The organism is Streptomyces sp. NPDC006365 (assembly GCF_042870755.1).
In the GTDB taxonomy this organism is placed as follows: domain Bacteria; phylum Actinomycetota; class Actinomycetes; order Streptomycetales; family Streptomycetaceae; genus Streptomyces; species Streptomyces xiangluensis.
Genome location: NZ_JBIAHS010000018.1, coordinates 25,690 through 51,609, shown reverse-complemented (window position 1 = coordinate 51,609; position 25,920 = coordinate 25,690). Strand labels below are relative to the sequence as shown.

The 25,920-nt window shown below is 67.7% G+C and carries 25 protein-coding genes, 1 tRNA gene and 5 pseudogenes; 11 read left to right on the top strand and 20 right to left on the bottom strand.

The genetic code is table 11. The features are described 5' to 3' along the window. Positions 1 to 454 precede the first annotated feature (454 nt). Both ACFYO0_RS35625 and ACFYO0_RS35620 read left to right on the top strand, forming a co-directional pair. Entirely contained in the window at positions 455 to 3,832 is a 3,378-nt protein-coding gene (locus tag ACFYO0_RS35625; protein WP_388684559.1) for a hypothetical protein, read from the top strand. A 102-nt stretch (positions 3,833 to 3,934) separates the two neighbouring features. After that, positions 3,935 to 4,318: a hypothetical protein gene (locus tag ACFYO0_RS35620; protein WP_388684557.1), complete on the top strand. Its 384-nt coding sequence runs from the start codon at positions 3,935 to 3,937 to the stop codon at positions 4,316 to 4,318. 174 nt (positions 4,319 to 4,492) lie between these two features. Here the strand turns inward: ACFYO0_RS35620 and ACFYO0_RS35615 are convergent, their stop codons facing one another. Together ACFYO0_RS35615 and ACFYO0_RS35610 are read right to left on the bottom strand one after the other, a co-directional pair. Continuing rightward, a complete protein-coding gene (locus ACFYO0_RS35615; RefSeq protein ID WP_388684554.1) occupies positions 4,493 to 4,729 on the bottom strand; it encodes a DUF397 domain-containing protein in 237 nt (78 codons plus the stop codon). A gap of 11 nt (positions 4,730 to 4,740) precedes the next feature. Continuing rightward, positions 4,741 to 5,583, bottom strand: coding sequence for a helix-turn-helix domain-containing protein (locus ACFYO0_RS35610; RefSeq protein ID WP_388684551.1), 843 nt, complete (start codon positions 5,581 to 5,583; stop codon positions 4,741 to 4,743). A gap of 218 nt (positions 5,584 to 5,801) precedes the next feature. Between ACFYO0_RS35610 and ACFYO0_RS35605 the strand changes: the two genes are divergently transcribed. Further along, entirely contained in the window at positions 5,802 to 6,185 is a 384-nt protein-coding gene (locus ACFYO0_RS35605; protein WP_388684548.1) for an ATP-binding protein, read from the top strand. A gap of 17 nt (positions 6,186 to 6,202) precedes the next feature. Here ACFYO0_RS35605 and ACFYO0_RS35600 read toward each other — a convergent pair. Then, positions 6,203 to 6,472: pseudogene (locus tag ACFYO0_RS35600) on the bottom strand (copper amine oxidase); the annotation flags it as partial. Between the two features lie 260 nt (positions 6,473 to 6,732). Here ACFYO0_RS35600 and ACFYO0_RS35595 point away from each other — a divergent pair. From ACFYO0_RS35595 to ACFYO0_RS35580, 4 genes are all read left to right on the top strand, one after another. Next, entirely contained in the window at positions 6,733 to 7,128 is a 396-nt protein-coding gene (locus tag ACFYO0_RS35595) for a nuclear transport factor 2 family protein (RefSeq protein ID WP_388684546.1), read from the top strand. 131 nt (positions 7,129 to 7,259) lie between these two features. Further along, positions 7,260 to 8,228 carry a YIP1 family protein gene (locus ACFYO0_RS35590; RefSeq protein WP_388684543.1) on the top strand — a complete coding sequence of 323 codons (969 nt, stop codon included), beginning with the start codon at positions 7,260 to 7,262 and terminating at the stop codon, positions 8,226 to 8,228. 118 nt (positions 8,229 to 8,346) lie between these two features. After that, positions 8,347 to 9,639 carry a sulfite oxidase gene (locus tag ACFYO0_RS35585; protein WP_388684541.1) on the top strand — a complete coding sequence of 431 codons (1,293 nt, stop codon included), beginning with the start codon at positions 8,347 to 8,349 and terminating at the stop codon, positions 9,637 to 9,639. Between the two features lie 94 nt (positions 9,640 to 9,733). After that, entirely contained in the window at positions 9,734 to 9,928 is a 195-nt protein-coding gene (locus tag ACFYO0_RS35580) for a DUF5988 family protein (RefSeq protein WP_388684884.1), read from the top strand. Here ACFYO0_RS35580 and ACFYO0_RS35575 read toward each other — a convergent pair. Both ACFYO0_RS35575 and dcd read right to left on the bottom strand, forming a co-directional pair. Then, positions 9,892 to 10,404 (bottom strand): phosphoribosyltransferase, encoded by a 513-nt coding sequence (locus ACFYO0_RS35575; protein ID WP_388684539.1) that lies wholly within the window; start codon positions 10,402 to 10,404, stop codon positions 9,892 to 9,894. The two genes, ACFYO0_RS35580 and ACFYO0_RS35575, sit on opposite strands and share 37 nt — an antisense overlap. Before the next feature lie 16 nt (positions 10,405 to 10,420). Further along, a complete protein-coding gene (dcd, locus tag ACFYO0_RS35570) occupies positions 10,421 to 10,996 on the bottom strand; it encodes a dCTP deaminase (RefSeq protein ID WP_328770027.1) in 576 nt (191 codons plus the stop codon). Between the two features lie 621 nt (positions 10,997 to 11,617). Between dcd and ACFYO0_RS35565 the strand changes: the two genes are divergently transcribed. After that, positions 11,618 to 11,691 (top strand) — tRNA-Gly (locus ACFYO0_RS35565). Positions 11,692 to 11,740: 49 nt separating this feature from the next. On the opposite strand, the gene ACFYO0_RS35560 is transcribed toward ACFYO0_RS35565, so the two are convergent. From ACFYO0_RS35560 to ACFYO0_RS35495, 14 genes and pseudogenes are all read right to left on the bottom strand, one after another. After that, positions 11,741 to 12,931 (bottom strand): tyrosine-type recombinase/integrase, encoded by a 1,191-nt coding sequence (locus ACFYO0_RS35560; protein WP_388684537.1) that lies wholly within the window; start codon positions 12,929 to 12,931, stop codon positions 11,741 to 11,743. After that, entirely contained in the window at positions 12,931 to 13,143 is a 213-nt protein-coding gene (locus tag ACFYO0_RS35555) for an excisionase family DNA-binding protein (protein ID WP_388684535.1), read from the bottom strand. The genes ACFYO0_RS35560 and ACFYO0_RS35555 overlap by 1 nt, the downstream gene beginning before the upstream one ends. Continuing rightward, positions 13,136 to 14,449, bottom strand: a complete 1,314-nt coding sequence (locus tag ACFYO0_RS35550; protein ID WP_388684533.1) for a replication initiator — start codon at positions 14,447 to 14,449, stop codon at positions 13,136 to 13,138. Before ACFYO0_RS35550 ends, ACFYO0_RS35555 begins: the two co-directional genes overlap by 8 nt. A gap of 134 nt (positions 14,450 to 14,583) precedes the next feature. After that, positions 14,584 to 14,838: pseudogene (locus tag ACFYO0_RS35545) on the bottom strand (SpdD protein); the annotation flags it as partial. A gap of 14 nt (positions 14,839 to 14,852) precedes the next feature. Continuing rightward, positions 14,853 to 15,047 (bottom strand): hypothetical protein, encoded by a 195-nt coding sequence (locus tag ACFYO0_RS35540; protein WP_033321456.1) that lies wholly within the window; start codon positions 15,045 to 15,047, stop codon positions 14,853 to 14,855. Positions 15,048 to 15,056: 9 nt separating this feature from the next. Next, a complete protein-coding gene (locus ACFYO0_RS35535) occupies positions 15,057 to 15,248 on the bottom strand; it encodes a mobile element transfer protein (RefSeq protein WP_388684530.1) in 192 nt (63 codons plus the stop codon). Next, positions 15,248 to 15,457: a hypothetical protein gene (locus ACFYO0_RS35530; RefSeq protein ID WP_388684527.1), complete on the bottom strand. Its 210-nt coding sequence runs from the start codon at positions 15,455 to 15,457 to the stop codon at positions 15,248 to 15,250. The genes ACFYO0_RS35535 and ACFYO0_RS35530 overlap by 1 nt, the downstream gene beginning before the upstream one ends. Positions 15,458 to 15,475: 18 nt before the next feature. Continuing rightward, positions 15,476 to 16,087, bottom strand: coding sequence for a DUF2637 domain-containing protein (locus tag ACFYO0_RS35525; protein ID WP_388684523.1), 612 nt, complete (start codon positions 16,085 to 16,087; stop codon positions 15,476 to 15,478). Next, positions 16,087 to 16,347, bottom strand: coding sequence for a hypothetical protein (locus ACFYO0_RS35520; protein WP_388684520.1), 261 nt, complete (start codon positions 16,345 to 16,347; stop codon positions 16,087 to 16,089). Before ACFYO0_RS35520 ends, ACFYO0_RS35525 begins: the two co-directional genes overlap by 1 nt. Before the next feature lie 81 nt (positions 16,348 to 16,428). After that, positions 16,429 to 17,790 carry an FtsK/SpoIIIE domain-containing protein gene (locus ACFYO0_RS35515; RefSeq protein ID WP_388684518.1) on the bottom strand — a complete coding sequence of 454 codons (1,362 nt, stop codon included), beginning with the start codon at positions 17,788 to 17,790 and terminating at the stop codon, positions 16,429 to 16,431. Between the two features lie 17 nt (positions 17,791 to 17,807). Then, entirely contained in the window at positions 17,808 to 18,158 is a 351-nt protein-coding gene (locus ACFYO0_RS35510; protein WP_388684516.1) for a hypothetical protein, read from the bottom strand. 123 nt (positions 18,159 to 18,281) lie between these two features. Continuing rightward, a complete protein-coding gene (locus ACFYO0_RS35505) occupies positions 18,282 to 19,010 on the bottom strand; it encodes a GntR family transcriptional regulator (RefSeq protein ID WP_388684514.1) in 729 nt (242 codons plus the stop codon). 62 nt (positions 19,011 to 19,072) lie between these two features. Further along, a pseudogene (locus tag ACFYO0_RS35500) lies at positions 19,073 to 19,363 on the bottom strand (ATP-binding protein); the annotation flags it as partial. Between the two features lie 451 nt (positions 19,364 to 19,814). Further along, positions 19,815 to 20,708, bottom strand: a pseudogene (locus tag ACFYO0_RS35495) (DMT family transporter); the annotation flags it as partial. A gap of 189 nt (positions 20,709 to 20,897) precedes the next feature. Between ACFYO0_RS35495 and ACFYO0_RS35490 the strand changes: the two are divergent. Continuing rightward, positions 20,898 to 21,824, top strand: coding sequence for a LysR family transcriptional regulator (locus tag ACFYO0_RS35490; protein WP_388684511.1), 927 nt, complete (start codon positions 20,898 to 20,900; stop codon positions 21,822 to 21,824). A 136-nt stretch (positions 21,825 to 21,960) separates the two neighbouring features. On the opposite strand, the pseudogene ACFYO0_RS35485 reads toward ACFYO0_RS35490, so the two are convergent. After that, a pseudogene (locus ACFYO0_RS35485) lies at positions 21,961 to 23,169 on the bottom strand (IS481 family transposase); the annotation flags it as partial. A 637-nt stretch (positions 23,170 to 23,806) separates the two neighbouring features. On the opposite strand from ACFYO0_RS35485, the gene ACFYO0_RS35480 reads away from it, so the two are divergent. Then, the gene (locus ACFYO0_RS35480) at positions 23,807 to 25,294 is read left to right on the top strand and encodes a reverse transcriptase domain-containing protein (protein ID WP_388684509.1); all 1,488 of its coding nucleotides are present in this window, start codon (positions 23,807 to 23,809) and stop codon (positions 25,292 to 25,294) included. A gap of 2 nt (positions 25,295 to 25,296) precedes the next feature. Further along, a complete protein-coding gene (locus ACFYO0_RS35475) occupies positions 25,297 to 25,905 on the top strand; it encodes a hypothetical protein (RefSeq protein WP_388684507.1) in 609 nt (202 codons plus the stop codon). Positions 25,906 to 25,920 lie beyond the last annotated feature (15 nt).

The window sequence follows — 25,920 nt, the reverse complement described above, 5'->3', positions numbered from 1 at the left end:
TCTGACGAGGATTTCCACTGCGCCATAACGCACAAAGGAGAGGCGGCTTGCACGTGTCTTTGTGCGAGCCGCTGGGCTTCTCCATGCAATCCGCCTCTTCACGACCTGTCCACTTCGTCAACTACCCGAAAATGGACGCAAGTTCGACAACAAGTGTGAACCCCGTCACCTTCCCGGAAGGTTGCGTTAACACTTGTGAAAAACTTGTGGTGATTCGTTGGCGCAGTTTCTCGTGGCACGAGAATTTCCACTCGGTGGGGTTCCGAGGGGATTTGAGAGCAAGTCAGGCATCACCTTGACAGGGGCTACTGAAAGGGCTCTCCAGGTGTCCGGTTAACCTGCCTTTGTCCAGCAACAATTGACGACCCCTAAGAAATATGAATGGCTAGGATGTCGCGTCACGAATGATTTCCGTCGAGTGCCGCACGGCACTTACCTGGAGGACGACATCCCTATGGAGACAGCGTTCTGGAGCCGGCGACGCCTGCTCGGCACCCTCGCCGCCGTCACGGCCGCCGCCGCCACACCCGGGGCGCTGGCCCCGCCGGCCCGCGCCGCGACAGCGGTGACGGATGAACCGCCCAAACCGTTCGAGCTGCCGGGCACGGAGCGGGCGAAGGTGGTCAAGGCGTGGCTGACGGGCGGTAAGGCGACCAAGGCCGCCGCGGCGGACGCGCTGTACGGCACGGACGCGGACATACAGACGTTCCTCACCACGACGCTCCCGAAGGTGACGGCGGAGGACAATCGCGTCGCGGTCGCCACCTATCTCGCGAGATCCGGTGTGGGGCTGCGGCGTGAGGCGTCCGCGGCCCTGGGCGGCGGGGACAGCACGGTGGCCGCCTTCCTCGACGGCGGCTTCAGATCCGCCCTGCTGGAAGACCTGCAGGTGGCCACGTCCACGGTCTCGGCCACCGGCGGCAAGGGGGTCAAGCGCGAGGCGTCCGCGGCCCTGGACGCCGGCACCGAGCAGGCCCTCGCGGCCTTCCTGTCCCGGGGCCGGTTCGCCGCCCGCGAGGAGGACCAGCGGGTAGAGACCGCCACCATGCTGATGTCCGCCGGCCCGGAGGTACAGAAGTACGCGGACCGCGCGCTCAGCGGCGGTCGTCAAGAGGTGGAGTGGTTCCTGGACACCGGGCAGCACATCGCGCGCGCCCGCGACCAGGAGGCCGCGACGATCGAGGAACTGGTCGCCGTGGTGGAGCGCGAGGGCAAGCGCGCCCAGGCGGAGACCGACCTCGCCGTCGAGGCCTCCGAACGGGCCAAGGCCGCCGCGGAGAAGGCGAAGGAGGCGGCCGAGAAGGCCGCGGCGGAGGCCGAGGCGGCCAAGGACGACGTGGCGAAGTCCGGTGCGGCGGCCCGCAAGGCCGCGAGCGCCGCTCAGGGTGCCGCGAAGGCCGCCCGCAACGCCATCAGCGCCTCCCAGTCCGCGGTCGCGGCCTCGCGTCGCGCCTCGTTCGCCGCGACCGCCGCCGCGCAGGCCGCCGCCACCGCGGGCAGCGCCGCAGCTCGCGCGTACAACGCGGCGATCGCCGCCTCCAAGGACGCCTCCAAGGCCGACGCGGCGAAGAACGCCGCCATCGCGGCGCGCAACGGCGCCGTGCGTGCCCGTACGGCGGCCAAGGCCGCCGACTACGCGGCCACCGCGGCCTCGCAGGCGGCCGGTGCGGGTTCCGCCGCCGCGTCCGCCGCCCGCAACGCGGCCGCCGCCGCCAACGCCTCGGCGCAGGCGGCCACTGCTGCGGGCGTCGCCCAGTCCGAGGCCGCGGAGGCCAAGCGCCAGGCAGCGATCGCGAACAACGCCGCGACCCGCGCCACCAACGCCGCCTCCACCGCACAGGCCCTGGCCAACCAGGCCGCGTCCGCCGCGCGCACCGCACGCGATGCCGCCAACTCCGCGGCGGCACACGCCGACAAGGCCGCCGACGCGGCCGAGGAAGCGGTCAAATATGCGGGTCAGGCCATCGACTACGCCAACAAGTCCACCGCGCACGCGGCCGAGGCGATCAATGCCGCCAACACCGCCACCAAGGCCGTCGAGGACGCCCAGGCAGTGGAACAGGCGGCCCGGGCGGCTGAATCGGCGCGCCTGGAGGAGGACAAGCAGGACGGCCTGGCGGAGGCCAGGCTGCTCGCCCAGATGGAAGCGGAGGAGCGGGCCGCACAGGCAAACCTGCGCACGCAGGACCAGCAGACCGCACAGGCCCTCAAGGACCAGATCGCGAGCGCCGAGAAGGCGCTGGCGGACGGTGATCTCGCGCTGGCCGCCACGCTGGGCCGCAAGGCAGCCATGGGCATGGCGGCCGCGAAGGGAGCCTGGGCGCGGGAGGCCGCCCAGTTCGCACTGGCCGGTACGGATGCGGACGTCCACGCCTGGATCGACGCCGACCGGGCCCTCGCCGAGGACCAGGACGACCGGGAGACGGCCCTTCACATCGCGGAGGTTGGCTCCGCCAACGTCGGAAACGCCGTCCACGCGGCGCTGACGAGCGAAGCCGCCGACGCCGTGAAGGCCTTCCTGACCGACGGGCTGATCAAGGCCGTGGCCGAGGACAACCGCGTCAGCATCGCCGGCGTCCTCTCCACCAGTCCCGGGCCGGCCGTCACGGCCGCGGCCAACGCGGCGCTCGACGCGAACACTCCTCAGGCGCTGCGGGACTTCTTCGACCGCACCTACGCCGAGGCGGTACGGGACGACGACGGGGTCGCCACCGCTGCGCTGCTCAACTCCGGGGGCATCTACACCAAGGCCTACGCGGAGGTCGCCCTGGAGGGCCCGACGTGGATGCGCCGGAACTTCATCGCCCTCGCGCAGTACAAGGCGGCTCAGCTCGACCACGACTCGGCCACGCACATCGCCGCGATCCGGGGCGCGATCGCCGCGGCCGCGAAGATCGCCTACAAGGCGCAGGAGAACGCGCAACTCGCGTCGAAGGCGGCCGCGGAGGCGCGCAACGCGGCGGACCAGGCCAAGGAATGGGCGGACAGGGCGCTCGCCTCGTCGAAGCAGGCCGACACGTACGCCGCGCAGGCCAGGCAGAACGCCGACGACGCGGACAGGTCCGCCCAGGCCGCCCAGGAGTCCGCGAACCGGGCGAAGTCCGCGGCGGAGACGGCCCGCAAGGCGGGTCGTGCGGCCAACTACTCGGCGAACCGGGCCATCGACTCGGCCCGCAGCGCCGTGCGCTCCTCGTACAGCGCCCAGGCCTCTGCGAACAGCGCGCGCCAGTCCGCCATTGCCGCGGGCCAGGACGCGAAGGCGGCAGCGGCGGCGGCCACCGACGCCCGCCGTATCGTCACGGAGAAGCGCAGGGCGGAGGCGGCGGAGGCCGCGCGCAAGGCCGCCGAGGCGGCGCAGAAGGCCAAGGACGAGGCGAGGAACCCGGCCGACAGCCCGACACACGACAAGACCAACTCGGGTGGCAGCGAGGGCGACAAGGACGAGTGGTGGAACGACGCCCAGTTCTACGCCGACGCGTTCAACTGGATCAGCATCGGCTCCGGATTCCTCGCCGCGGGGCTTGCCTTCGCCGCGCCGTGGACGGGCCCGTTCGCACCGTTCGTCGCCGGCGCGGCAGGGGTCCTCGGCTGGGTCTCCGTGGGGTCGGCCGCACTCAGCACGCTGTTCACGGGCATCGAGCACGGCTTCGACAGCGCCGAGTTCGCGGGTTCCCTCGTCGGAACCAGCCTGGGGCTGCTCACGTTCGGCCAGTCCAAGTGGATCGGGGCCACACTGGACGGCGTGGTGTCGCCCATCGCCAAGCGGGCCACGCAGCTCGGCAGCGACATCATCTCGCCCATCACCGGTACGCTGACTTCCCTTTTCGGATAATCACCGGATGACAGCCGACCGCTGATCCGACCAGCGGGGGACCGGTCCCGGGGGCCGGCCCCCGGGACCGGTCCCCCGCCCTGGCACAGAAGGACACCTCCCATGCTCGCGTCCGTACCCATCGGGTGGCTGTGGCTGTTGGCCGCGGCGTCCACCGCCCTGTCCAGCTTCCTCTTGGGCAGATGGATCCCCCTGCGGAAGTTCCGTATCGCCTACCCGGTGATCATGGTCGTCGGCGGCGCGGTCCTGATCGTCGTCTGCCGCTTGAAGGACATCGACCTGAACGGGGCGCTCGTCATGTACTCGTCTGCCCACATCGGCCTGACACTCGGCCTGCTCCCCCAGCGGAAACTGTTCAAAGAGGTGCTCGAGCGGTGGCGCAGGGGTGAGCCCACGAACCACATCAAGATCCCGCGCCGGCACCAGGTCTTCCTCGCCGTCAGCGTGGTCGCCGTCCTACTCGCCGGCTTCGCGCTGACCCGCTGAACCGCGTCCGGGACGCGAGGCCGCAAGGCGAGTGTCGGCGCCACGTCCCGGACCGGGCGGGCGCTGGACCTGAGCCGCGGCAGCAGTGAGGACCTGCTGGTGATGGGGGTGCTCATCACCGTGGTGAGTACGGTTCCTTCGATGGACCTGACAGCGCGCTGGCGGCGCAGCCGCTCAGCCAGCCCGTAGGTGACGTATGAGGGCGGCGAGGCCGGTACCACTGGTTGCTATTACGGTGCCGGGCTCGTCGTTTTCGCGGAGGAGGAGGGGCTGGTGGGCGGCGAGTTCGACGCAGTGGGCGTCGTCATCGCCGCCGGAGAACGTCGACTTCTGCCGACCGACTTCGACACAGTTCGCCGCGTCACCACCGCTGGAGAACGACGACTTCTGCCATGCGATCTCGTGTCCCATGTCCTTACCTCTCACGAGTCTTTTACGAGTCGGTGGATCAACTCCCGGGACTCTACGGCCCCCAGCGCAGCTCCTTCCAGCTTGCGGAGTACCTCGCGATAGCGGGCCAGCTGCGCCTCTGCATCCAGGAAAGCAGTGCCGTGCTGGTTGTCCACCACGACGGTGTCCAACTGCGGCACCGAACCTCGCGCGTACGCCATCGCATCGACGACTCCGGCGAAGCCATCCACGTCGAACGGCACGACGCGCACGGCCACTTGGGGAAGCTCGGACCGCTCCAGGATCTGTAGCAGCTGTTCCCGTGCCACCTTGCGGTCAGCAACCCTGATCCGCAGCGCGGCTTCATGGATCAGCGCCAGATATTGCATCCCCTCCAGGGCCTGCTGGCGGCGCAGCCTGAACTCCACGCGCAGTGCCAGCTCCTCCTCGGACAACTTCGGCACCGACGCACCGAAGATCGCCCGAACCTGCTCCTCCGACTGGAGCAGGCCGGGAATGTGTACGCACTCGAAGTTACTCAAGTGCGTTGCGTGGTATTCCAGTTCGGCCAGATCCAGGTAACCGGACGGCACACGCCCCCGGTACTCCTCCCACCAACCCCGCACCCGCTCGGTTGCCATGGCGGCGAGCGCGTCGACGTGGGCGGCGTCGTCACACGCGTACTGGCTGGCCCAATGCCGTACGCGCTCGGCGCTCACCCCGACACGGGCCGCTTCGGTGGCGGAAAGCTTGCTCTCGGCGATGCCCAACGCCCGCGCAGCCTCCCGGCCGGTGAGCCCCGCCCGTTCCCGCAGCTTGCGCAGCTCAGCACCGAGCCGTTCCTGACGTGCCGTGATGATGCTCCGTGCTGGCATGTGCCCGTTCCCTCCCGGGAGTTGAGAACCCCAGTATCCCGGTCCAGCTTGACGGGGATCAACTTAACCCCATACCGTCAGTGACGCGCCGCACACGCTGCGGAACCGCCGGGGCCCCGGAAGCGCACCGCACCGCCACGCCATGGCGGGCGCGACAGAGCCACCGCCCGGCACCGCCGCGCCCATCCCCTCGATCACCCCCGCCCTGGGAGACCCGTATGCCCAAGTCCTGGGAATACACCCTCTACGTCCCCAACGACCCACGAGCCGTCCGCATCTGCCGCCGTACCCTCCGCGACATCCTCGCCGCCCACCACCTCCCCGCCCTCATCGAACCCGCCCAACTCCTCGCCTCCGAGCTGCTCGGCAACGCCATCCGGCATACCGAGGGCCCGGCTGCCCTCAAGGTCAGGCAGTCCGGGCCCTCGTTCCGGCTCGGCGCATGGGACACGGACCCGAAGCCGCCGGCGACCACGCCCGACCCGAGTACGTCGGGACACGGGCTGCGCATCGTGGACGCGTACGCCGACGACTGGGGCTGGTTCCAGGTCAACCCCGGAGGGAACGGCGGCAAATACGTCTGGTGCGAGCTCGGTCAGTAACTCGGCCCGCAACTCCGTCAGTTGCGGCCGTTGTAGTCCGGCCCGTGCAAGTGGTCCGGAGTCAGCGGGCTCATGTCCGTCTCGTCGCGCGGGACGATCTGGAAGCCCTGCCAGTGCACCGGCATCGGGGTCTGGTCCTCGTCGCGGGCTACGTGGTGGAAGCCGACGTTCACCCAGACGACCGGGCGGGCGAGAGCCTCGCCGTTCACGTACTTGGCCACGTTGGACAGACAGTTGGGGTTGAGGCGGCGGTTGTCGCCGGCGTACTCCTCGCAGGCCTTGTACTGGGGGTGGCGCTCAGCGCCGACGGCCACACCTTCGGGTACTCGCGGGCCGAAGCAATGAGCGACTCCGTCACACGACAGTCGATCACGGTGTGGGACGTCGCGGCCCACCGCAAGCGGGCGAACCGAACATTCCGCACCGCAGGACGTGCGAGGGCTGATACACGGGGGCTACTCGCTCCCAGTGGCTCACCTGGCGGCAGAGGCGAACAATTGCCTACGTAAGCCGTATATCCACGGAGCCACGGAAGGTGGCGAGCACCATGGCTGAACACCCGCACGCAGCACTGGTACGCAAGGGCTACGAGGCCTTCCAGCGCGGTGACATGGACACCCTGCGCGGGCTGATGTCCGGGGACGCCACGCACCACACCCCGGGCACCCACCCGCTGGCGGGCGACTTCAAGGGCCAGGACGCGATCATCGACATGTACCGCAGGCTCAACGAGGAGACGAACGGCACCATGCGTGTCGAACTGCGCCATGTCCTCGTCGACGGCCGGGGCCACGCGGTCACCCTGCACCGCTTCACGGCCGAGCGGGGTGACAAGCAGCTCGACGAGAACGGAGGCATCGTCTTCCGGATCGTCGGAGACAAGATCACCGACCTCGACGAATGTATCGAGGACATCGAGAGGAGCAACGAGTTCTGGTCGTGACGCGGGCACGACGCACGACTCGCGACGCATGACGTACGGCAACGGCAACGCGCTACCCGTACGCGCGTACCGCAAAAACCTGAGCCGACCCTGAGCAGCCACTGAAAACCGGCTGGACAACCCCTTAGGGGATGTCACAGCTCAGCGTCAAAGCCGGGTCCGTTCTCCCGGGCCCGGCGCACGGCTCTGTGAGACCAGGTACGTTCGATTACGTGGCTGGATTCAGGATCGGACGCGGCCGGGACAACCGCACCCAAGCAAGCCCGCAACAGCAAGGGCGGCAGCAACCGTACGGACAGCAGGCGCCTCCGGGCCGCCCGTCGTACGGCTACCCCCCTGCGCCGCAGGCTCACCAGTACGGCAACGGCGGACAGCAGTGGCCCCAGGCGAACGGCCACGGCGAGCCGGAGTACTTCGGTGACCACGGTCATCACGCCCAGGGCCCGGACCCGTACGCGGCGAACAACCCGGGCCACACCCAGGCGTTCGGGATCGGCGAGGACCCGTACAACCAGGGCGGCACCTACCGCGCCGGCCAGACGCCGGCACCCCCGGTGGGGCCGCGGCTGCACTGGAAGGAACTGCTGAGCGGCGTCATCATGCGCCCGAACCAGACGTTCCTGCAGATGCGCGACTACACGATGTGGGGCCCGGCCCTGATCGTGACGTTCCTGTACGGCCTGCTGGCGGTCTTCGGCTTCGACGGCGCACGCGAGGACGCGATCAACGCGACGCTCTCCAACGCCGTCCCCATCGTCCTGACCACGGCGGTCGCGATCGTGCTCAGCGCCTTCATCCTGGGCGTGGTCACCCACACCCTCGCGCGCCAGCTCGGCGGCGACGGCGCCTGGCAGCCCACGGTCGGCCTCTCCATGCTGATCATGTCGCTCACGGACACCCCCCGCCTGGTCGTGGCCCTCTTCATGGGTGGCGACGCGCCGTTCGTCCAGATCCTGGGCTGGGTGACCTGGCTGGGAGCCGCCGCCCTGTTCACGCTGATGGTCAAGAAGTCCCATGACCTTCCGTGGCCGAAGGCCCTGGGCGCCTCGGCGATCCAGCTGATCGCCCTGCTGTCGATCATCAAGCTGGGGACGTTCTGAGCCTGGCCGAGCACTCAGGCGGTACGACCGGCGCAGCACATGTCACATGTGCTGCGCCGCAGCATTTCCTGGGCCGGTTGGTCTCGCGTGGCACGGCTCGCGAGCGCACGATGGACTCATGGACGGACGCGACGCACGCGACGTACGGGCCAAGCGGGATGGGCAAGCCGAGCACATCGTGCCGCACGACGGGCCTCTCGGTGACGCCCACGCAAGCGTCGAGCACGCAGGTGACGCGCACGCCGCCGACGCGCACATCAGCGCGCTGCGGGCCGTCAGCGCACCGTCGCGCGTGGCCGAGCCCGCCGAGGGCATCAGCGCGGAGGAACTCGCGCTCGCGGCCCGCAATCACGGGCTGCCACTGGAGGCCCTGCGGTACGAGGTCACACCGCCCGGACTGCACTACGTACTCGTCCACTACGACATCCCCACCGTCGACGCCGCCGGCGCCGACGACTGGACGCTCACCGTGCGGGGCCACGTACGTACACAGCTGTCACTGGACATGACGACCCTGCGCTCGTTCCCGGCCGTCACACACCGGGTGACGATGGAGTGCGCGGGCAACGGCCGGGCCCGGCTCACCCCCCGGCCCGTGAGCCAGCCCTGGCTGGTCGAGGCGGTCGGCACCGCCGACTGGAAGGGGGTCCCGCTGCGTACGCTGCTTGCCGAGGCCCAGGTCGAGCCGGACGCCGTCGAGGCCGTGTTCACCGGCGCCGACCATGGCGTGGAACGCGGCGTGGAGCAGGACTACCAGCGCAGCCTCCCCCTCGCCGACGCCACCGCCGACGACCCCGAGGTCCTGGTGGCGTACGAGATGAACGGCGCCCCACTGCCACCCCAGCACGGCCACCCCGTACGCCTCGTGGTGCCCGGCTGGTACGGCATGGCCCATGTGAAATGGCTCCGCGACATCGCCCTGACCAGCACGCCCTTCACGGGATTCCAGCAGGCGGTGGCCTACCGTTACCGTCGCTCGGCCGACAACCCGGACGACCCCGGCGAACCGGTCACCCGTATCGCCCCGCGCGCGCTGATGATCCCGCCGGGCTTCCCCGACTTCATGTCCCGCACCCGCGTCGTACGCCCCGGCCCCGTGCAGTTGGAGGGCCGCGCCTGGTCGGGCCACGCCCCGGTGACAAAGGTCGAGGTGAGCACGGACGACGGCGAGACCTGGACGGAGGCCGCCCTCGAGACCGGTCTGGACGACCACGGTCCCAAGAGGAGCTCATGGGCATGGCGGAGCTGGCGTACGACATGGACGGCCGCCCCCGGCACCCACGTACTCACCGCCCGCGCGACCGACGCCGCGGGCCACACCCAACCCCTCGACCAGCCCTGGAACCGCGGCGGCTTCGGCAACAACCTCGTCCAGCGGATCCCGGTGGTCTGCCTGCCGCGGGGCGACTGAAGGCGTTGAACCACAGGAGCTCTGGAAAAACATGGCCACGAAGACAGGCGACAGCAGCACGAGCAACACGTCGGACAAATCAGAGGCAGCGGCCCTGGCAGCCCTCGAGGGCGGCCCCGACGACCTGCCCGAGAGGATCGTCCCCGATACGGCCCCGGCGGGCGAGGACCTGAAGATCCCGCACCGCGGCGGCTACGAACACTTCCGCCCGACGTCACGACGCCAGGACACGGCGAAGGGAAAGCTGCCGGTCTACGAGTGGTGGGAGCGTACGGAGATCGCCGAATAGTCCCTCTTCACGACGGGCTCCTGGACGCTCCAAGGAAAGTTGATCCACTCATCGGTCCGCTTCCACACGTACTCGCACTTCACCAGCGACTGTGACTTCTCGTAGATCACGGCGGACCGCACCTCGGCGACATGCTCCAGGCAGAAGTCGTACACGAGCTTCAGCGTCTTGCCGGTGTCGGCAACGTCATCGGCGATGAGCACTTTCTTATTGGTGAAATCGACGACATTCGGAACGGGCGCGAGCATAACGGGCATGTCGAGAGTTGTGCCGACTCCGGTATAAAACTCGATATTCACCAGATGAAGATTCTTGCAATCGAGCGCATAAGCAAGGCCGCCCGCGACGAAAACACCCCCACGGGCTATGGAGAGGACGAGATCGGGCTCGTACCCGTCATCGGCGATGGCTTGCGCCAACTCCCGTACCGCCCCGCCGAACTGCTCGTAGCTGAGATTCTCGCGTACGTCGCTCATGCCGGCCCTGCCGCCCTCACACCTGGGTCCGATGGAAGTTGAGGAAGGACCGCGAGGCGGTGGGTCCGCGCTGCCCCTGGTAACGGGACCCGTACCGCTCGGAGCCATAAGGGAATTCAGCGGGCGAACTGAGCCGGAACATGCACAGTTGGCCGATCTTCATACCCGGCCACAGCTTGATGGGAAGCGTGGCGAGATTGGAAAGCTCGAGCGTGACATGTCCGGAGAATCCAGGGTCGATAAACCCGGCGGTGGAATGCGTGACCAGCCCGAGCCGCCCCAGAGAGCTCTTCCCCTCGAGCCTCGACGCAAGATCATCGGGAAGCGAGATCACCTCGTACGTACTCGCCAGCACGAACTCCCCGGGGTGCAGGATGAACGGCTCGTCCCCGTCCGGCTCGACGAGTCGGGTGAGGTCGGCCTGCTCGATGGAGGGGTCGATATGCGGGTAACGGTGATTCTCGAACACCCGGAAGTAGCGATCGAGCCGCACGTCGACGCTCGACGGCTGCACCATGGAATCGTCGTACGGAGCGATCCGGACCCGCCCGGAGTCGATCTCGGCCCGGATGTCCTTGTCAGAGAGAAGCACGCCCTGAGGATACGCAGAGCGTGGGGGCCCGCCACAATCCACGGACTGTCCGAGCACATCCGAGGACTGTCCGGGGACTACGACGGGCCCCTGCGAGGTGTGGCCGCGGTCTGCCCGTAGCCGTCTGACCGTGGTGGCCGCTTACCGCTTGCCGTCCGCTGGTTGGCCGGTCCGCGTCTCCGTTACCGCATCTCCGTTACCGCTTCTCCATGGCCACGGGTACGACGTTCCGAAGCCGCGCACAGCGCGGACAGCGGATCAGCCGGCCGGGGCCGAGCCGATCCGCCTGCTGCATCGGAAGCTGGGCGGTGCTGAACACGTGCCCTTCGGCACAACGGACGACGGTGCTGCGTTCCATCAAGTCCTCAGAGTCCCTTCCCCAAGAGCCGCGTCTGACTGACGTGAAACGCCACATTACGGGACGAACGGAACGGCCCTCCAGGCGGCACTCCGATCCCGCCCAACCCCTCTCCCACCCCTCCACCGTACGCCCCAACTCCCGCCCCCCGCAGCCCAGTCCACCCCTCGAAAACCACCACAGGCCCCACGGCTTCGACGCCTGGGGCCTGGCATGAGGTACAGTGAACCCGCGTTTCCGACGCCGCTCAGCCGACGTCTTACGCGGGTGTAGTTTAATGGTAGAACATCAGCTTCCCAAGCTGAGAGCGCGAGTTCGATTCTCGTCACCCGCTCCATGATTGAGGCCCAGGTCAGAGACCTGGGCCGTTTTGCTGTCCGCTGTGATCACTCGCCGCGTGCCAGATTCGTGCCAGAACGCTGATCGTCCGGCTCGGCCGCTTGTTCTTCTGGCACGGCCGCAGCTTCCTGGCGTGCCTTGCGTACGGTCGCGTCGAGCCCGGCAGCAACTTCCTGCTGTCGCTCCTCGTCGGAGTGCTGATAGATCAGCGCCGCCTTCTCGGAGGACTGCCCGGCGCGGACCATCGTGTCTTTGAGAGTCGCGCCGGAACGCGTGGACAGAGTGTGTCCGGTGTGCCGGAGATCGTAGAACCGGAAGCCCTCAGGCATGCCGACGATCTCACGCGCCTTGCGCCACCTCCGCCCGAACGTGCTGCGCCGGAAGGGAGCGCCCTTCTCACCGACGAAGAGCAGCCCATCGGGGCCGGGCTCGGCATAGCTCTCCAGGTGCCAGCGGAGCTCCCGGCGGAGGAACGCGGGAAGAATCACAGTCCGAGTTCCTGCCTCAGACTTGGTGTCGCCCAGAACGCGCCGCCCGTTCATCCGCTCCGGCTCGGCGAGGCGGACGCGGACGCGCAGGTTGTCGAGGTCGATGTCCCGACGGCGGAGGCCGGCCAGCTCTTCCGGCCGCATCGGACCGTACGCGCCGAGGTAGACCATGAGCCGCCACCGCATCCCTATGGCGTTGGCGAGCGCGTCGACCTGGGCGACGGTGGCGATGCGCCGCTCAGCCGCTTTCTCTTTACCGGCGCCCTTGATCCGGCACGGATTTCGCGTGATCAGCTCGTCGTCCACGGCCGTCTCCATGATGGCTTTGAGCAGCCGGTACGCCTTGGCCGTGATTGTCTTGGCGCCCGTGATCCGTAGCCGTTCGGCCCGCCACTCGCGGACGCGTGGGGCGGCGATCTCGTCCAAGTCCAAGTCGGCGAAAGCTGTCAGATGCTTGTCGAGGAGGTAGCGGTACAGGTCCTGGGTCAGTGCAGCGAGCTCCCGTTCCTCCACCCACTTGTCGGCGTAGGCCCGAAAGCTCACAGCCCCGGCATCCGGGGCACGCCACTCTCCACGGCGGACCTCTGTCTGCTTTTCAGCAAGCCAGTCGTCAGCGTCCGCCGTCGTCTCGAAGGTGACGGGAGCCGGGCGCATCACGCCGTCAGGCCCCGGATAGCGCGCCTGGTACCGGCCGGACGGAAGCCGTCTGATCGCCCCGAAGCGGCGCCGCTTGCCTTTGCTGTTGGCCATCAGGCGGCCCTCCCACGTCGGGAACGGATTCGCCGCAACGGCCTCACCGTGTGGGACGCAATGAACTCTTCGACCGCGCTTTCCGGGATGCGGACGTGTCGGCCGACCTTCACGTATCGGATGCGCCGCTCCTCGATCAGCCGCCGGGGGAACCGATCCGTGGTGCCGAGCATCTCGGCGACCTGGACGACGGACAGGTAACGGTCAGCCACAGGTGGGCTCTCCTTCCGTTCCGGGGGCGGGTTCGAGGGAGGCGGCGAGCCAGGATTCGCCGCTGCTGAGGCCAGTACCTGCGAACACCCAGTGGGCGAGGACGAGCGTGGTTTCGCCGTCCTGCGGGGCGGTCGGGGTGTCCGGGGTTGCTTGGGCGCGGCGCCATTCGGCGCGGGCGTCGCGGAGGGCGCCGAGGGTGGTGGAGTAGCGGCGGGACTTGGTGGAGAAGTGGCCGCGGAAGCCGAGCATGTGGGCCCAGGCGCGGGGCCGGAGGTCTGCCAGCTCGGGGCGTGCGCCGAGGTCCCAGGCTGTGCGGATCATGCGGCGGGCGTGGTGGGTGATCCGGGCTTGTGCCAGCTCGGCGAGGAACTTGAGCGGCCGGTCCAGGGTGCCGGTCGCCGTCTCAGCGCCTTTCGTGGCGTACTTGGCGATGTACGCCGCTACGGCTCGCTCGGTCAGCTCCTGGCCGTCGTCGAAGTCGGCGGACCGGATTGGGCGTACGTCGAGCTGTCGGCCGAAGGTGAAGGTGTGCGCCCGGCCGTCGACCTCCGGTCCGTTGACGCGTGCTGCGGTCGTGGCGGCGCGGATGGCGTCGGTCAGCAGCTCGGCCGTGGCCCAGGCCGGAGGCGGAGTGTCACCACCTTCCGGGCCGTCGAGGCGGATGACCGCGTGGAAGTGGACGGCTCCGCGCTTCTGGTACTCCGCGACCTTGGCGAAGGAGACGCGCGCATACTCGCGGAATGCGCGTTGGGTGAGTCCGGCGCGCTTGGCGACCTCACGGCGCAGGTAGATGGAGAAGCGGCGCCACAGGGTCCCGGCGTGTGCGTTCCAGAGCACGGCGGCTTCGTAGTCGTACGTGTCGGGGTCAAGAGGCGTGCCGAGAGCCGCATCCTCCTGGTCGTGGTGGACGCCGCAGCGGCAGCCGCGCCCGCCGGAGGGGCGGTTGTGGACCGGGCCGAAGCCGGGGGCGGTGAAGGTGGCGAACACGCGTGGTTGGGCGCCGACTTGTTCAGAAGTGCCTTTGCCCCCGCGTAGTCCGGCGGTGATCAGGTGGTAGGTGTCTCGGCGGTACGTCTCGGCGCAGGACGCACAGCGGGTGGCGCGGCGGTTGTTGCAGCGGACGAGGAGGTGCCCGGCCGGGAGGGTGGCCGAGTCCAGCTGGTGCAGTACGCGGCCGATCTCGCCGGTTGCCATGTTGACCTCGTACTCCGTGCGGTGGCCGTCGAGGCGTACAGGGCGGGTGCAGCCGCCCAGGCCGGAGAGTTGGCGGGCCAGCTCGGGCATGGTGCCGAGGGAGGCCAGCATGGAGAGTTCCGCCAGCGGGGGCGGAGTCTGCCGGGTGATGATGGGAATTCCTTTCGGCTGTTTCGGCGGTTGGGAGGGACGGCTCCGGGGCGGCGGGATGCTTGGCGGCGTTGTGCCGCCCCGGCGGCCGGTCGGCGGTGGTTCGTGTTGCTGATGAGCGAGCGCAGTACGACAGCCGCTATGGCCACGGAGATGGCCGTGACGGCGACGGCCGCCAGGAGCGCGGTGAGTACGACGCCGACGACGACCACGGCGGCGACCGCACCGACTCCGACGCCCACGTACGGGGCGACCGGACGGCCAGCAGGAGCAGCCGGGGCATGGTTCTGCTGAGCAGTGGTGATGGTCGTCGGCGTAGGCGGGGCGTCGGGCAGCTTGGGACGGAACACGGCGGGACTCCTTGTCAGTCGTGGTTGCCGTTGACGACGTCGACACCGGAGCGGGTGCCGGACTCGATGGCGGGGGCGAGGAAGGTGTGCGAGAGCCAGAAGCCGAACAGCGCGATCACAACGGCGACCCAGAGGCGGACACCGAGGAACTTGATCGCGGCCCAGGCGACGACGCCCAGGACGAAGACGAGCGGCAGCGATACGGTCACGGGATCTCCTCAGCGGACGCGGCAGCGGTGGGTGCGGGCGGCCAGTTCGGCGGCGGCGCGGCTGCCGTAGTCCGTCGAGAAGCCGCACCGCGGGGCCGTACAAGCGGCGGTGTGCTTCTCGCGGCCCCGGCCGTCGTAGTAGGTGGCGACCTGGACAGGGCCGATGCGGACGACCCTGCGGAAGCGAGGATTGGTGGGCATCAGGGGGTCTCCTCCTGGTCGTTGTGGTGGTCGTGGGGTTCGCCGGTGAAGTCGGTGGCGTGGTCGGCCAGCCAGCGCAAGATCTCGTTGCCCTCGTAGGTGTCGGCGGCGAGGATGACCGGCTCGGCGATCAGCACGGCTTCGGTGAGGCGGTTCTGTCGGGTCAGCTCGGCGGCGCGCTTGAGCGTGCGGAGCGTGGACGGACGCAACGGGTTGTCTCCTACGAGTCAGGTGAGTTGGGCGGCGATGGCTTCTGCGAGCGGCATCGGGACGCCGAGCCGGGCGCGAAGCGTCGTGGTGTCGATGGCGGTTCCGGTCCGGGCGTGGTGTTCGTCGGCGACCTTGCGGGCGTGGGCGACGAGCGCGGGCGGGACGGGAGTTGGAGAGGGCGGAGCCGATTCCGGCTTCGCGGTGGGCAGTTCGGGTGCCGCAGCGTTCACGGCGGGCTCTGGTTCCGCCGCTGGAACCTCTGTCGGTGTCGGAGCACCGTGGGCCAGCAGGGTTCCGCCGAGGAATGCGACGGCGGGCCATCCGGCGACGAGGATGCGCAGCCAGGCCGGTACATCGCCGAGGTCAAGCAGTCCGGCGGTGGCGACATTGGCGCCCAGCGATGCGGTCAGTGCGACGAGGAACCAGCACCATCCGGCCGCTTTCGGCCCGCCGGAGCTGAGCCGCCGCCAGGCCGCCACCAACAGCAGGTCGACGGAGACCGGGTAGGCCCACGCCTTCCATCCCTGTTGTCCGGCGGCGTAGGCCAGGTCGTGCAGGTGGGCGAAGGACAGCGCGGCAGCGATCACCGCTTGGACGAGTACGGCGTCAACGCGGACGGGCAGCCGCATCACCGCTCCTCGTCCGGCTCCTGGTCGCCGCCGGTCAGGGCGGCGGCGTAGGTCTCCAGTGCCTTGACGTAGTCGGTGCAGGCGGCGGCCAGGTCGCGGACGAAGGCCAGGTGGTCGGCGATGGGAACCCGGTCGAAAGCCGAGACGGTCAGGGAGTGGCCCTCTCCGTTGAGAGTGAGGATCGGGGTTCGTCGACTGTCGTACTGGCTGAGGTGGACGTTGGTACCGGCGTCCGCGTAGAAGGACATCGAGGCGGTCACGAGCTTTCCTCTCCGTGTTCAGGCATGGCGGGGTAGGGACTTGGCGCGGGACGGCCGCGCCGGCCGATGGAGCGGGTGCGCTTACTCGGTGACGGGGCGAGGAGCGGCCACGGGCCCGGACTCCTTCACGGGCACGGGCGGGACGTACGGCCGGAAGGGCGTGAGCGCCGGTACGTCAGGCGCGAGATGTGCCGTCTCGCGGCAGGTGGCCGCAGCATCGACGAGGGACAGGTACGGGGTTCGGATACGGGACCAGCCGCCGGACGTGTCGCCGACGACGCCCAGACCGGGCAGCTCGGCGGCGATGGCGCAGGCAGCGCCTACGGCTTCCGGGGCGATGTCGCCGAGCGCCATCTTGGCGGAGGCTTCGTCATTCACGCGGTGGCAGACCCGGCCGGTCAACTGGGCCCGGAGCATGGTGGCGCCCTTCCCCAACTCGGCGCCGAAGCGCTGCCCGCAGACCTCCAGGTAGATCCCGGCGGCCCGGCCGAGCTGAGCGAGCCGAATGAGCTGGGTGACCATCTCATCCCTCCGCTCCTCCTCCTTTCGCGTGGCGACGAGGAAGAGTTCCGCCACCTCGTCGATGAACAGCACGACGGGAGCGGGGCGTTCGCTCTCGGGCAGGCCCCAGATGTCCGAGGTGATCCCCGCGTCCGGGGTGCCGGGGGCGATGCCCTGACGGGCCTTGATCAGGTCGTAGCGGTTCTCCATTTCCTTCACGAGCACAGGCAGCAGCTCGGCCGCCTGCTCCGGATCGGTCGCGAGCGCCGACAGCCGTGCAGCGAAGGGCGCCAGCTCCACGCCCCGCTTGCAGTCGATGCCGACCAGGACCACCGGCTGAGCGGCCAGCTCGGCGAGCAGGTTCCGCAGGTACATGGACTTGCCCGAGAGCGTGGCGCCGAGCACGAGTTCATGCGGTACTGCGCGGTAGTCGCGTACGAACGCGGTCGCGTCCTCTCGCAGTGCCACCGGCACGCGGAGCAACCGGCGGTCGATCCGGCGAGGCATCCGTACTTTCCGCAGGACGTCGAAGCCGACGAGCCGCAGTTCAACGACTCCGGGCTTGATGTCCCGCACGTACACAGCGTGAACGCCCCAGGCGTGCCGCAGCCGTTCGGCCGAGGCTGCCACGTCCGCAGGTTCCTGCCCCGGAGCCAGCCGCAGCCGAAGCCGCAGACCGGTCGTGGTCGGCCGGACCATGCCCCGACGCGGGGGCACCGGCCGGACCTCACGGCGAGTGGTCGCCTTGACGGCCAGTGCCCGCCACCGGGACGGCTCGACCGTCAGGCCGCACGCGTCCATGGTCGAGGAGTACGAGGCCAACAGCCGGGCCACCGAGACCGGTAGCCCGACCGTGGACCAGTACGCCGCCGGGTGGGCATGCCGGGCGTAGGCCGCGCCGCTTATCGCAGCGAGCGACCCGCCCAGCTCGACCCACGTCACCAGGTCCGTAACGGCGATCAGCCCGCCTCAGCGGCCGGGAAGGCACCCGGAGCAATGGCAGTGGCCCGGTAGGCGATGCCGTGCCGCTGCTGGCCGTTGAACACGCTCTCCCACGGCCGCGCCACCAGCCCCGGCAGCGCGACCGGAGCTCCGAGCGTCAGCCCCTCGGAGACACCGCTCTCAGGAACCGTGACCTTGATCAGTGACGACTCCCCCTCCTCGATGTAGACGACTCCGATCGTCATCAGTGCCTCACCGCTCACGGCGTCCTTGGCGATCTCCCCGGTCTGCCGGTCCCGCACCTTCGGCGACGGCGCTTCGGTGAGCAGGATCGTGGCGGTCGAGGCATCAATGCGGATCACACGCACAGAGATTTCTCCTTCTGAGTCGATCAACCTGCCACCTGACAAGTTGACTTAGCAAGTTCGAAGGTAGGGATGCCAGGTTGACTTGTCAAGTCGTTGCCGAGCAGAACCCGCCCTGCTCCAGGCTCAGTTCAGGCGGTAGGTGTCTTCCAGTTCCTGCCGATCGGCAGGTAGCAGCACGTCAGAGACTTGCAGCGCCTGCCCGGAAGCGTCGCACGCGACGACAAGGACGCTCAGGACAGGCACGCCATCTGGCAAGCCCAGTAGCTCACCCTCACCGCTCTCAGGCAGTCGAGCTGAAACCCGTTCCGTCACATGGTCGAAGCGGGCTTTCTTCCGCGCCTCCAAGTGCTTACGAACACTGCCGCTCAGGGCTTCGGAGCTCCCCAGCTCGGTGCCCTCAGCCAGGCCGGCGGGGAAGTACGACGAGACCAACTCGACCGCTTCGCCGTCCTCTTCGACCAGGAACCGGCGCATGAGCACCTTGGCCCGCTTCGGCAGCCCAAGCGCCGAGGCGACCCGCGCCGGAACGGGGACTTCACCGACCTCAACCAGACGTCCCAAGGTCTGCGACTCGTCGCGCTCCAGCGCCTCGCGGCCCCGACGATCCTTCTGCTCAACGACTTCCGGACGCCCCCGGACGATCGTGCCGAACCCCTGCCGGGACTCCAGCCAGCCATCCCGCTTCAGCAGCTCAAGCGCCCGCACGACGGTCGGACGGGACATCCCGAAGGCCTGCACCAGCTGGTTCTCACTGGGCACCCGCGTACCGGGCGAGTACGTGCCGTCCTCGATGCGACGCTGAATCGTCTGCGCGAGGCGCACGTACTTCGGTGGCTCCACTTCATACGCCATGAATGCCGCCCGTCGGGATTGGCCAAGTCAACTGGTCAACCAGACTAGCGAAACTTGCACACTCACAGTAGAAGGGGGCCGAAGCCTCCATTCGACGGCCAGGCATCAGCCACCACGAAGGAGACCACCGTCCCGCCGAAGCGGCTGGGCCCGGAGTGCCACGACTCGGCGATGGTATCGACGAGGAGCAGCCCGCGCCCGTGAGCGTCGTTGGCCTCTGGGCACCGCATCCGCACATTCGCCGGGAACCCCGGATTGTGCACCTCGATCCGGAGCGAGGTCTCCTCGCGGTACCACTCGACTCGCACAAGCCAGGTCTCATCCGACCGTCCGTAGAGAATGGCGTTCGTAGCCTGGGCGGGCACCAAATCCTGGCGACTCGACGACCTGGTCCGCGCCGAGCGTGCGAAACACCCCAGCGAGGGAGCTGCCGAGGGCTGATGGTGCGGTTGTGGTGCACGACCGGGCCACCGGGCTGGACAACAAAGAACCCCCGGGTCTCAGGCCTGGGGGTTTCGCAGGGAGTGGGTGACGAGAGTCGAACTCGTGCTCTCAGCTTGGGAAGCGACGGCGCTTGGATGGGCCTTACGGCTCTGACCAGCGCGGATGACTGCCCGCTGCGGCGGTTGTGTCGTCGGACCGCACCGCTGTTGACCACCCCGCGACCGTGCGTCGGGCGGCCGGGACGTCGGCGGCCACGTCATCGGCGGCGGCGTCTTCGGCGGTCGCATCCTTGGCAGTCGGCTTATCAGGCATCGGCTTCTCGGCCGTCCGCTTCTCGGCCGTCCGCTTCTCGGCGGTCCCAGGCGTGCCTTCCACCGCCTCCCCGTCGGCCGCAGCAGCGGCCGTCGTCCCCGTCCGCCGTGTCATCGCGACGCCCGCGAGGACGACGGCCATGCCCAGCCCCACCCGGATGCTCAGGTTCTCGCCCAGGATGACCGCGCCAAGGAGAACGGAGACCACCGGCAGCAGGTAGCCGACCACGGCCGCGTTGGTGGCGCCCTCGTCGTTGATGATCCGGTAGGTGAGGTGGAACGTGATCGCGGTGCACAGGACACTGAGGGCGACGGCCGCGATCACGACCGTCGGTCCCGGGTTGACCGACTCCAGGCCGCCGATCGGCATGGCGAAAGCGGTCAGTCCGCTCGCGGCGACGAGCTGGGCGGCGGAGAGGGAGATAGTGGGTGTGCCCTTGCCGACCAGGGTGCGGCCCATGTATGTGAACGCGACGGCGTAGCTGGCGGCCGCACCGAGGATGGCGAGGGCGCCCCAGCCGGTGGCCCCGGTCGTCTGCCAGGGGGCGAAGATGAGAGTCACGCCGGCGAAACCGAGCAGGAGGCCCGCGAGGCGGACCGGGCGGAGCTCGCGTTCCGAGCCGAGGGTGAGACCGAGGGCGATCGACCAGAGCGGGGTCGTGGCGTTGAGGACTCCGGCGAGGCCCGAGTCGACGGTCTGCTGGCCCAGGCTGAACAGCGCGAACGGGAGCGCGTTGCAGAAGAAGGCCGCGACGACGATGTGGCGCCAGACGGCGATGCCCCGCGGCATGCGTCGGCCCGACGCGTAGCAGGCGACGGTGAGGACGAGTGCGCCGAGGACGCAGCGGACGAACGTGACCTGAAGTGGGGAGAGCCCGCGCAGTGCAAGCTCGATCCAGAGGAACGTCGAGCCCCACAGCAGGGCGAGCACGACCACCCGCACTGCGCCCCCCAGACTCCGTGTACTGCTGCTCACGTTGCTTTCCTCCTTTTCGGTCCAGCGGCTCGTTCGGTCTCCGGTCCTTCGAACCCGTCCTTCGGACCCGTCCTTCGAACCCGGTCCTTTGAAGGTGCCTCAGCCAAGTTTTGAGGACAAGCAAATGGTTCTACCTATTCTGTTAAGCTCTGCTACATGCTTGACGTGAGGCGACTGCAGGTCCTGCGTGCGGTGGTCACCAGCGGCACAGTCACCGCCGCCGCGGCCCACCTGGGCTACACGCCGTCCGCCGTCAGTCAGCAGATCGCGGTGCTGGAGAGACAGGCCGGTACGGCGCTGCTCGAACGGGTCGGCCGCGGTGTGCGGCCCACGGCCGCCGGTCTGCTGCTCACCGAGCACGCGGCCCTGATCAGCTCGGCGGTCGCCCAGGCGGAGACCGCCCTCGCCGACCTCCGCGCCGGACGCACCGGCCGCTTGTCGGTCCGTTACTTCGCCACGTCGGGGTCCACGTTGGTGGCCCCCGCCCTGGCTCGTCTCCGCGCCGAGCATCCCGGCGTCCGTGTCGACCTTCAACTCACCGACCCGGAGGACCCGTTCCAGGAGGTGGCCCGGGGCCGGGCCGATCTGGCCGTGGTCGTCCAGACGCCTGACCGCGTCGGCGACGGCTTCCGGCTCGTTCACCTTCTCGACGACCCGTACGCCGCCGTACTGCCCCTTGGTCACCCCCTCGCCGACGAGGAGATCCTCGATCTGAACGAGCTGTCCGGCGAGCAGTGGGTCGGCAGCGAGCCGCCCGGGCCGTGCCTGGAACCGGTGATCGACTCCTGTGCGGCGGCCGGCTTCAGCCCCGACTTCGTCATCCAGAGCGAGGACTACGCCACCGCTCAGGGCTTCGTCGCGGCCGGTCTCGGTGTCGGCCTGATGCCGAGGCTGGGACTGCGCAGCCAGCACCCCGGCGTCGTCGTACGCCCGGTCCGGGGTCCTGAACCGTTCCGGGTGATCTCGGCGGCCGTACGGGAGACCTCCCTCGAACAGTCCGCCCTGCGCGGCCTGCTGGATGCGCTGCGGGAAGCGGCCTGCGCCGCCGAGTCGCCCGACGGCCCCGGGGCGGACTTACCGTGACCCACGACTGGTGGCTGTACGACGACCGCCTGCTCGCCGTGGGCCACTTCACCCCCGCGGGCACGCGTCGACGCCGCCGGCGAGGGCCTGGACCCGGGCTGCCGGAGCGGAACTCGCGTGGACAAGCCTCCAGGTGTGTGACCCGCCCCGTCGACCGGGCCGGGCCGAGCCAGAACTGTTTACCCGCGACCTGCAGATTTCCACTCGCAGGCACCACCCGCTCGAACTCCACCGGCCCGCCATGCTCGACCGGCGCCACGCTGTCCGGCCCTTGATTCGGCAGGTCAGACGCCTCCGGCGCCACCGCTGCGGGCCGCAGCTCAGCCGGCTCCGCGGCAGGAGGCGCCGCCACAGGAGCCGTTCGCTGCTGCGGGATGAGCGAGAGCACTCCTGGCACTTTCAAGCCCAGCACATCCCGTTCGTCCTCGGGCACCGGTACGAACCAGTCGGCCGGACTCTGCATGTCCAGAGCCTGGTGCGGACGTGAGGAGTTGTACTCCTCCACCCACGCATCCAGCGCCCCCTGAGCCGCCTCGATGCTCTCGAAACGACCGCAGTCATCGAGGAGTTCGCGCCGCAGCGTCTGGTGGAACCGCTCGACCTTGCCCGTCGTGGTCGGTGACGCCGGCTGGGTCAGCCGGTGCGCGATCCCGTTCTCCCTACAGATCCGGTCGAACAGCACCTCACTGCCCTTGCCGAACCGGTCGGTGAACTGTTTGCCGTTGTCGGTGGCCACTTCCTCCGGCACCCCGAACCTCTGCAAGGCCCGGGCGAACGCCGAGCAGACAGCCCGACCGGTCGCACGCTCGACCACCGACGCGATCACGCAGTACCGGGAATGATCATCCACCCCCGTCACGACCTTCGCCTCGGTCAACTCCCCGGTCACCGGGTTGACCAGCATCACCCCGCCGACGATGTCCATCTGCCACAACTGCATCGCACGGTCCCGCTGCCAGCGCTTGTAATCCGACCGCCTCCGACGCCGAACCCCCGGCTCCACCAGCCCATGCCGCACCAGGATCCGATACACCGTCATCCGCGACGGCACCGGCGCCACCGTCCCGGACCGCTCCAGCACATGAGCGATCCGCCGCGGACCCCACCGGGGATGCTTGCGCCGCAGCTCACACACGGCCGCCTCCACCTCGGCAGACGCCTGATGCGAACACGAGGCCGGCCTGCGCGACCGGTCCGCCAACCCCGCCAGACCCGAAGCCTCATACCGGGACTTCCACCCGCTCACCGTCTGCCGCGACACCCCCAGCTGGGCGGCAACCTCCGTCACCGTCGCACCCGCCAGCACCGCAAGCACAGCCCGGTATCTCTGCTCGACAACCGACAACTCCACCAGCGCCAATCCCGGCCTCCCCACACGCACCGCAACGACGCGCACAGAAAAGCCGAACACGGCCACTGTCAACCATCAGCTGGGACCGAAGTGTCAAGCATCTACCGGGACCGGACAAGACCCAGCCGAAGCCTGAGTAACAACTTTCTCTACGGGTTCAAGGCGGCTCGCTCCGCTCCCCGCGCGCGGCACGGCCCCCAGCCGTGCCTGCGCTCCAGTCTCCGCCCCGCTCCAGCCCGGCCGGCGCCCGTGCCGCGCACACAGCAATCGGCTGCTTGCCGTACAAGAGCTACGTCGTGGCTAGGGCGGTCGGCTCCGCGGCTTTACGGAGCCACTTTGGCGCGAGCCTCGAAGATCATGGCCCCAACGTCGTGCTTTACCGGGCAGGTCCACAGACTGCCCGACGCGCCGCAAGCTTACGGGGCCATGATCACTCGCGCCAAAGCAGCGCCACCCCAAAGCCGCTACGCCGCCCTGGCAGCCTTGTGGCGCGATCACCAGTACCCGCTAGCACTGACCAAAGCACACGCATAACCTATGGGGTTCAAACGGGGAGTACGGATCGGCACCGTAGCTCCAGCAACGACGATGTCGCCCAGGGGACTTGATGCTGAGGCCTTCAGAGCCGCTCATGCGGGAATTGGACTTCGAGCGCGCTCTCGGAGAGGAAAAGGATTGGAAGCCGGACCTCGCTCCAACGCAGCTAATTGATGAAGCCTTCCCGTGCGACGCCGATCAGGAGTACGCAGATTACCTCAAGGGAGTAACTCAAGCGGAGATATCTGAACCGTATGCGGACCTAATCACGGCCAGCAAGTGGCGCCACGGTAGACGACCTCTCCATATCATGCCCATTGGGGAGCGAGTTTTTTACAGAGCGCTCGTCAACCTGCTTGAGGATGACCTACCCAAGTACGAGCGAAGCGGCGAAGCATTCGACGATTTCGAACAGGGCCCTATTGTAAGCGACGAAGTTGACTTCGTCATCAAAGCAGACATAGCCAACTATTTTTCCTCTATAGATCACGAGTTGCTGTCGCGCGAAATTGTAAACCGTAGTGGACGCCAGGAGGTAGCCCAGGTTCTATCTTCATTCTGGCGCTCACTTTTCGATCGGGGGGTAGGAATTCCCCAGATGAGCGAGCCTAGCAAATTGCTAGCCGAGCTACTGACTGAGAATCTTCACAGAAGTCTCATCAGGCGTGGCCTACAGGTGTGGCGTTACGCTGACGATTTTCGAATCGGCGTGAAAACTCGAAGCGACTGTGTCTCAGCCCTCGACGCCATGCATGAGGAGTCACGCAGTCTAGGGCTTTCGCTCAACGACTGGAAAACTCACGTACTTCCGATAGGGCGATACACGGAGCTTATAAATGAGCCCCTGGAACAGGAAAATGCGGCCCGCTCCTCTGTAGTGGAGGATCTTACGGCATGGGACCCATACTCGGATACAGGTAGCGATATCTATATCCCAGATGATGAAGATGTGTATGTCGGTGCCGCCGTGCAACTACTCTCTGAGCTAGCCTCCGAAGAACCTGACGCCGTCCTTGAACATAGCGGTTTGCGGGAACGTCATCGACTGATACGCAAGTCAATAGACATCTTGGAGTTCTTCCAAGATGATTCCGGCTTGCCGTACGTTTCGGAAGCATTGACACAAGAACCCCAACTCACACCCGCAGCCTGTCGATATATGGCCGCCGTGGCAGCAAAGAACCCCGATTCTGTGCGACGAACCATTTTGGAAATACTTACTCAATCCGCACCAAATAAATGGCAGAAGATATGGCTTGCCTGGACCCTTCAAGTACCAAGCCTGGAACTTTCTAATCCAAACCAGGAAGCAGAAGCCTTGAAGGCTTTCATAATGGCATTGCTGGTGGATCGCTCAGAGTTTGCGCGCAGCATTGCACTTTGGACGGCAGCACGCCACAGGATGCTCAACAAGGAGCAGTGGGCTGCAGTCGCCGATTCAACGCGCGGACTGGGGGCTCCGTATGTAGCAGCCTCCCTTTCTGGCATCACGGGCCTTAGCGAGGCGGATCGGAAGCGCCTAACACCCACATCAAAACTTGACGCTTTGGCGGCCGAATGGGGTGCTCGTTGTATCCCCTAGACATGTCCGTAGAGGCCGAAGAAGCATGTCGCTCCATAATGCGGATTTGCGCCGATTGGGAGATCGTGTCACGAAGAATCGATCAAGCGGATATGCGAAACAGGGTGGCCATTTCGAACTCAGACAGTTTGACAGCTGAGCAAAGCGCTCAAACTTTGTCTTATATTTCACGAATGGTCGCAGAATGCGAATACTTTACCTTCGGACGCATAAGAGATATGGCTTCGGCGCATGTGGAGGCAGCCGGCAGTCCGATGCTCACCAAGTTGTACGAGAAGAATAAGTCGACCATTGATTCAACATGGCCCAATGCGCTCGCGTTTGCCAAAGATTCCCTCGGTGTCGATCTCAGGCGCCTGTCCGAATGGAGCTCGTTCCAGCATCTCATCACACTCAGGAACGCATCTGCCCATGGGCGAGGTGAATTCACAGAGAAGCAGCTTAAGAATCCTCAAGAAGTCAAAAAAATGCTACAGGGGCTCTCTGATTTTGGATATTCATTTGACGGGCACAGGATAGTTGCTTATAGAGGGTCGGTTAGAGACTCAAGCCGTGACTGTCGATCATTTGCTCTTGCGGTCGATGCGGCAACCCGGAATCTTCCCAGATGACGGCCACTGGTAAGT

Bases quoted from the DNA above. Each gene is read 5' to 3' on its own strand.
- ACFYO0_RS35615 (WP_388684554.1), bottom strand. From the start codon at position 4,729: ATGGGACACGAGATCGCATGGCAGAAGTCGTCGTTCTCCAGCGGTGGT.
- ACFYO0_RS35620 (WP_388684557.1), top strand. From the start codon at position 3,935: ATGCTCGCGTCCGTACCCATCGGGTGGCTGTGGCTGTTGGCCGCGGCG.
- ACFYO0_RS35585 (WP_388684541.1), top strand. From the start codon at position 8,347: ATGGACGGACGCGACGCACGCGACGTACGGGCCAAGCGGGATGGGCAA.
- ACFYO0_RS35595 (WP_388684546.1), top strand. From the start codon at position 6,733: ATGGCTGAACACCCGCACGCAGCACTGGTACGCAAGGGCTACGAGGCC.
- ACFYO0_RS35605 (WP_388684548.1), top strand. From the start codon at position 5,802: ATGCCCAAGTCCTGGGAATACACCCTCTACGTCCCCAACGACCCACGA.
- ACFYO0_RS35590 (WP_388684543.1), top strand. From the start codon at position 7,260: ATGTCACAGCTCAGCGTCAAAGCCGGGTCCGTTCTCCCGGGCCCGGCG.
- ACFYO0_RS35550 (WP_388684533.1), bottom strand. From the start codon at position 14,449: ATGCTGGCCTCCCTCGGCACCATGCCCGAGCTGGCCCGCCAACTCTCC.
- ACFYO0_RS35560 (WP_388684537.1), bottom strand. From the start codon at position 12,931: ATGGCCAACAGCAAAGGCAAGCGGCGCCGCTTCGGGGCGATCAGACGG.
- ACFYO0_RS35475 (WP_388684507.1), top strand. From the start codon at position 25,297: ATGTCCGTAGAGGCCGAAGAAGCATGTCGCTCCATAATGCGGATTTGC.
- ACFYO0_RS35610 (WP_388684551.1), bottom strand. From the start codon at position 5,583: ATGCCAGCACGGAGCATCATCACGGCACGTCAGGAACGGCTCGGTGCT.
- ACFYO0_RS35525 (WP_388684523.1), bottom strand. From the start codon at position 16,087: ATGCGGCTGCCCGTCCGCGTTGACGCCGTACTCGTCCAAGCGGTGATC.
- ACFYO0_RS35575 (WP_388684539.1), bottom strand. From the start codon at position 10,404: ATGAGCGACGTACGCGAGAATCTCAGCTACGAGCAGTTCGGCGGGGCG.
- ACFYO0_RS35505 (WP_388684514.1), bottom strand. From the start codon at position 19,010: ATGGCGTATGAAGTGGAGCCACCGAAGTACGTGCGCCTCGCGCAGACG.
- ACFYO0_RS35625 (WP_388684559.1), top strand. From the start codon at position 455: ATGGAGACAGCGTTCTGGAGCCGGCGACGCCTGCTCGGCACCCTCGCC.
- ACFYO0_RS35490 (WP_388684511.1), top strand. From the start codon at position 20,898: ATGCTTGACGTGAGGCGACTGCAGGTCCTGCGTGCGGTGGTCACCAGC.
- ACFYO0_RS35535 (WP_388684530.1), bottom strand. From the start codon at position 15,248: ATGCCCACCAATCCTCGCTTCCGCAGGGTCGTCCGCATCGGCCCTGTC.
- ACFYO0_RS35480 (WP_388684509.1), top strand. From the start codon at position 23,807: ATGCGGGAATTGGACTTCGAGCGCGCTCTCGGAGAGGAAAAGGATTGG.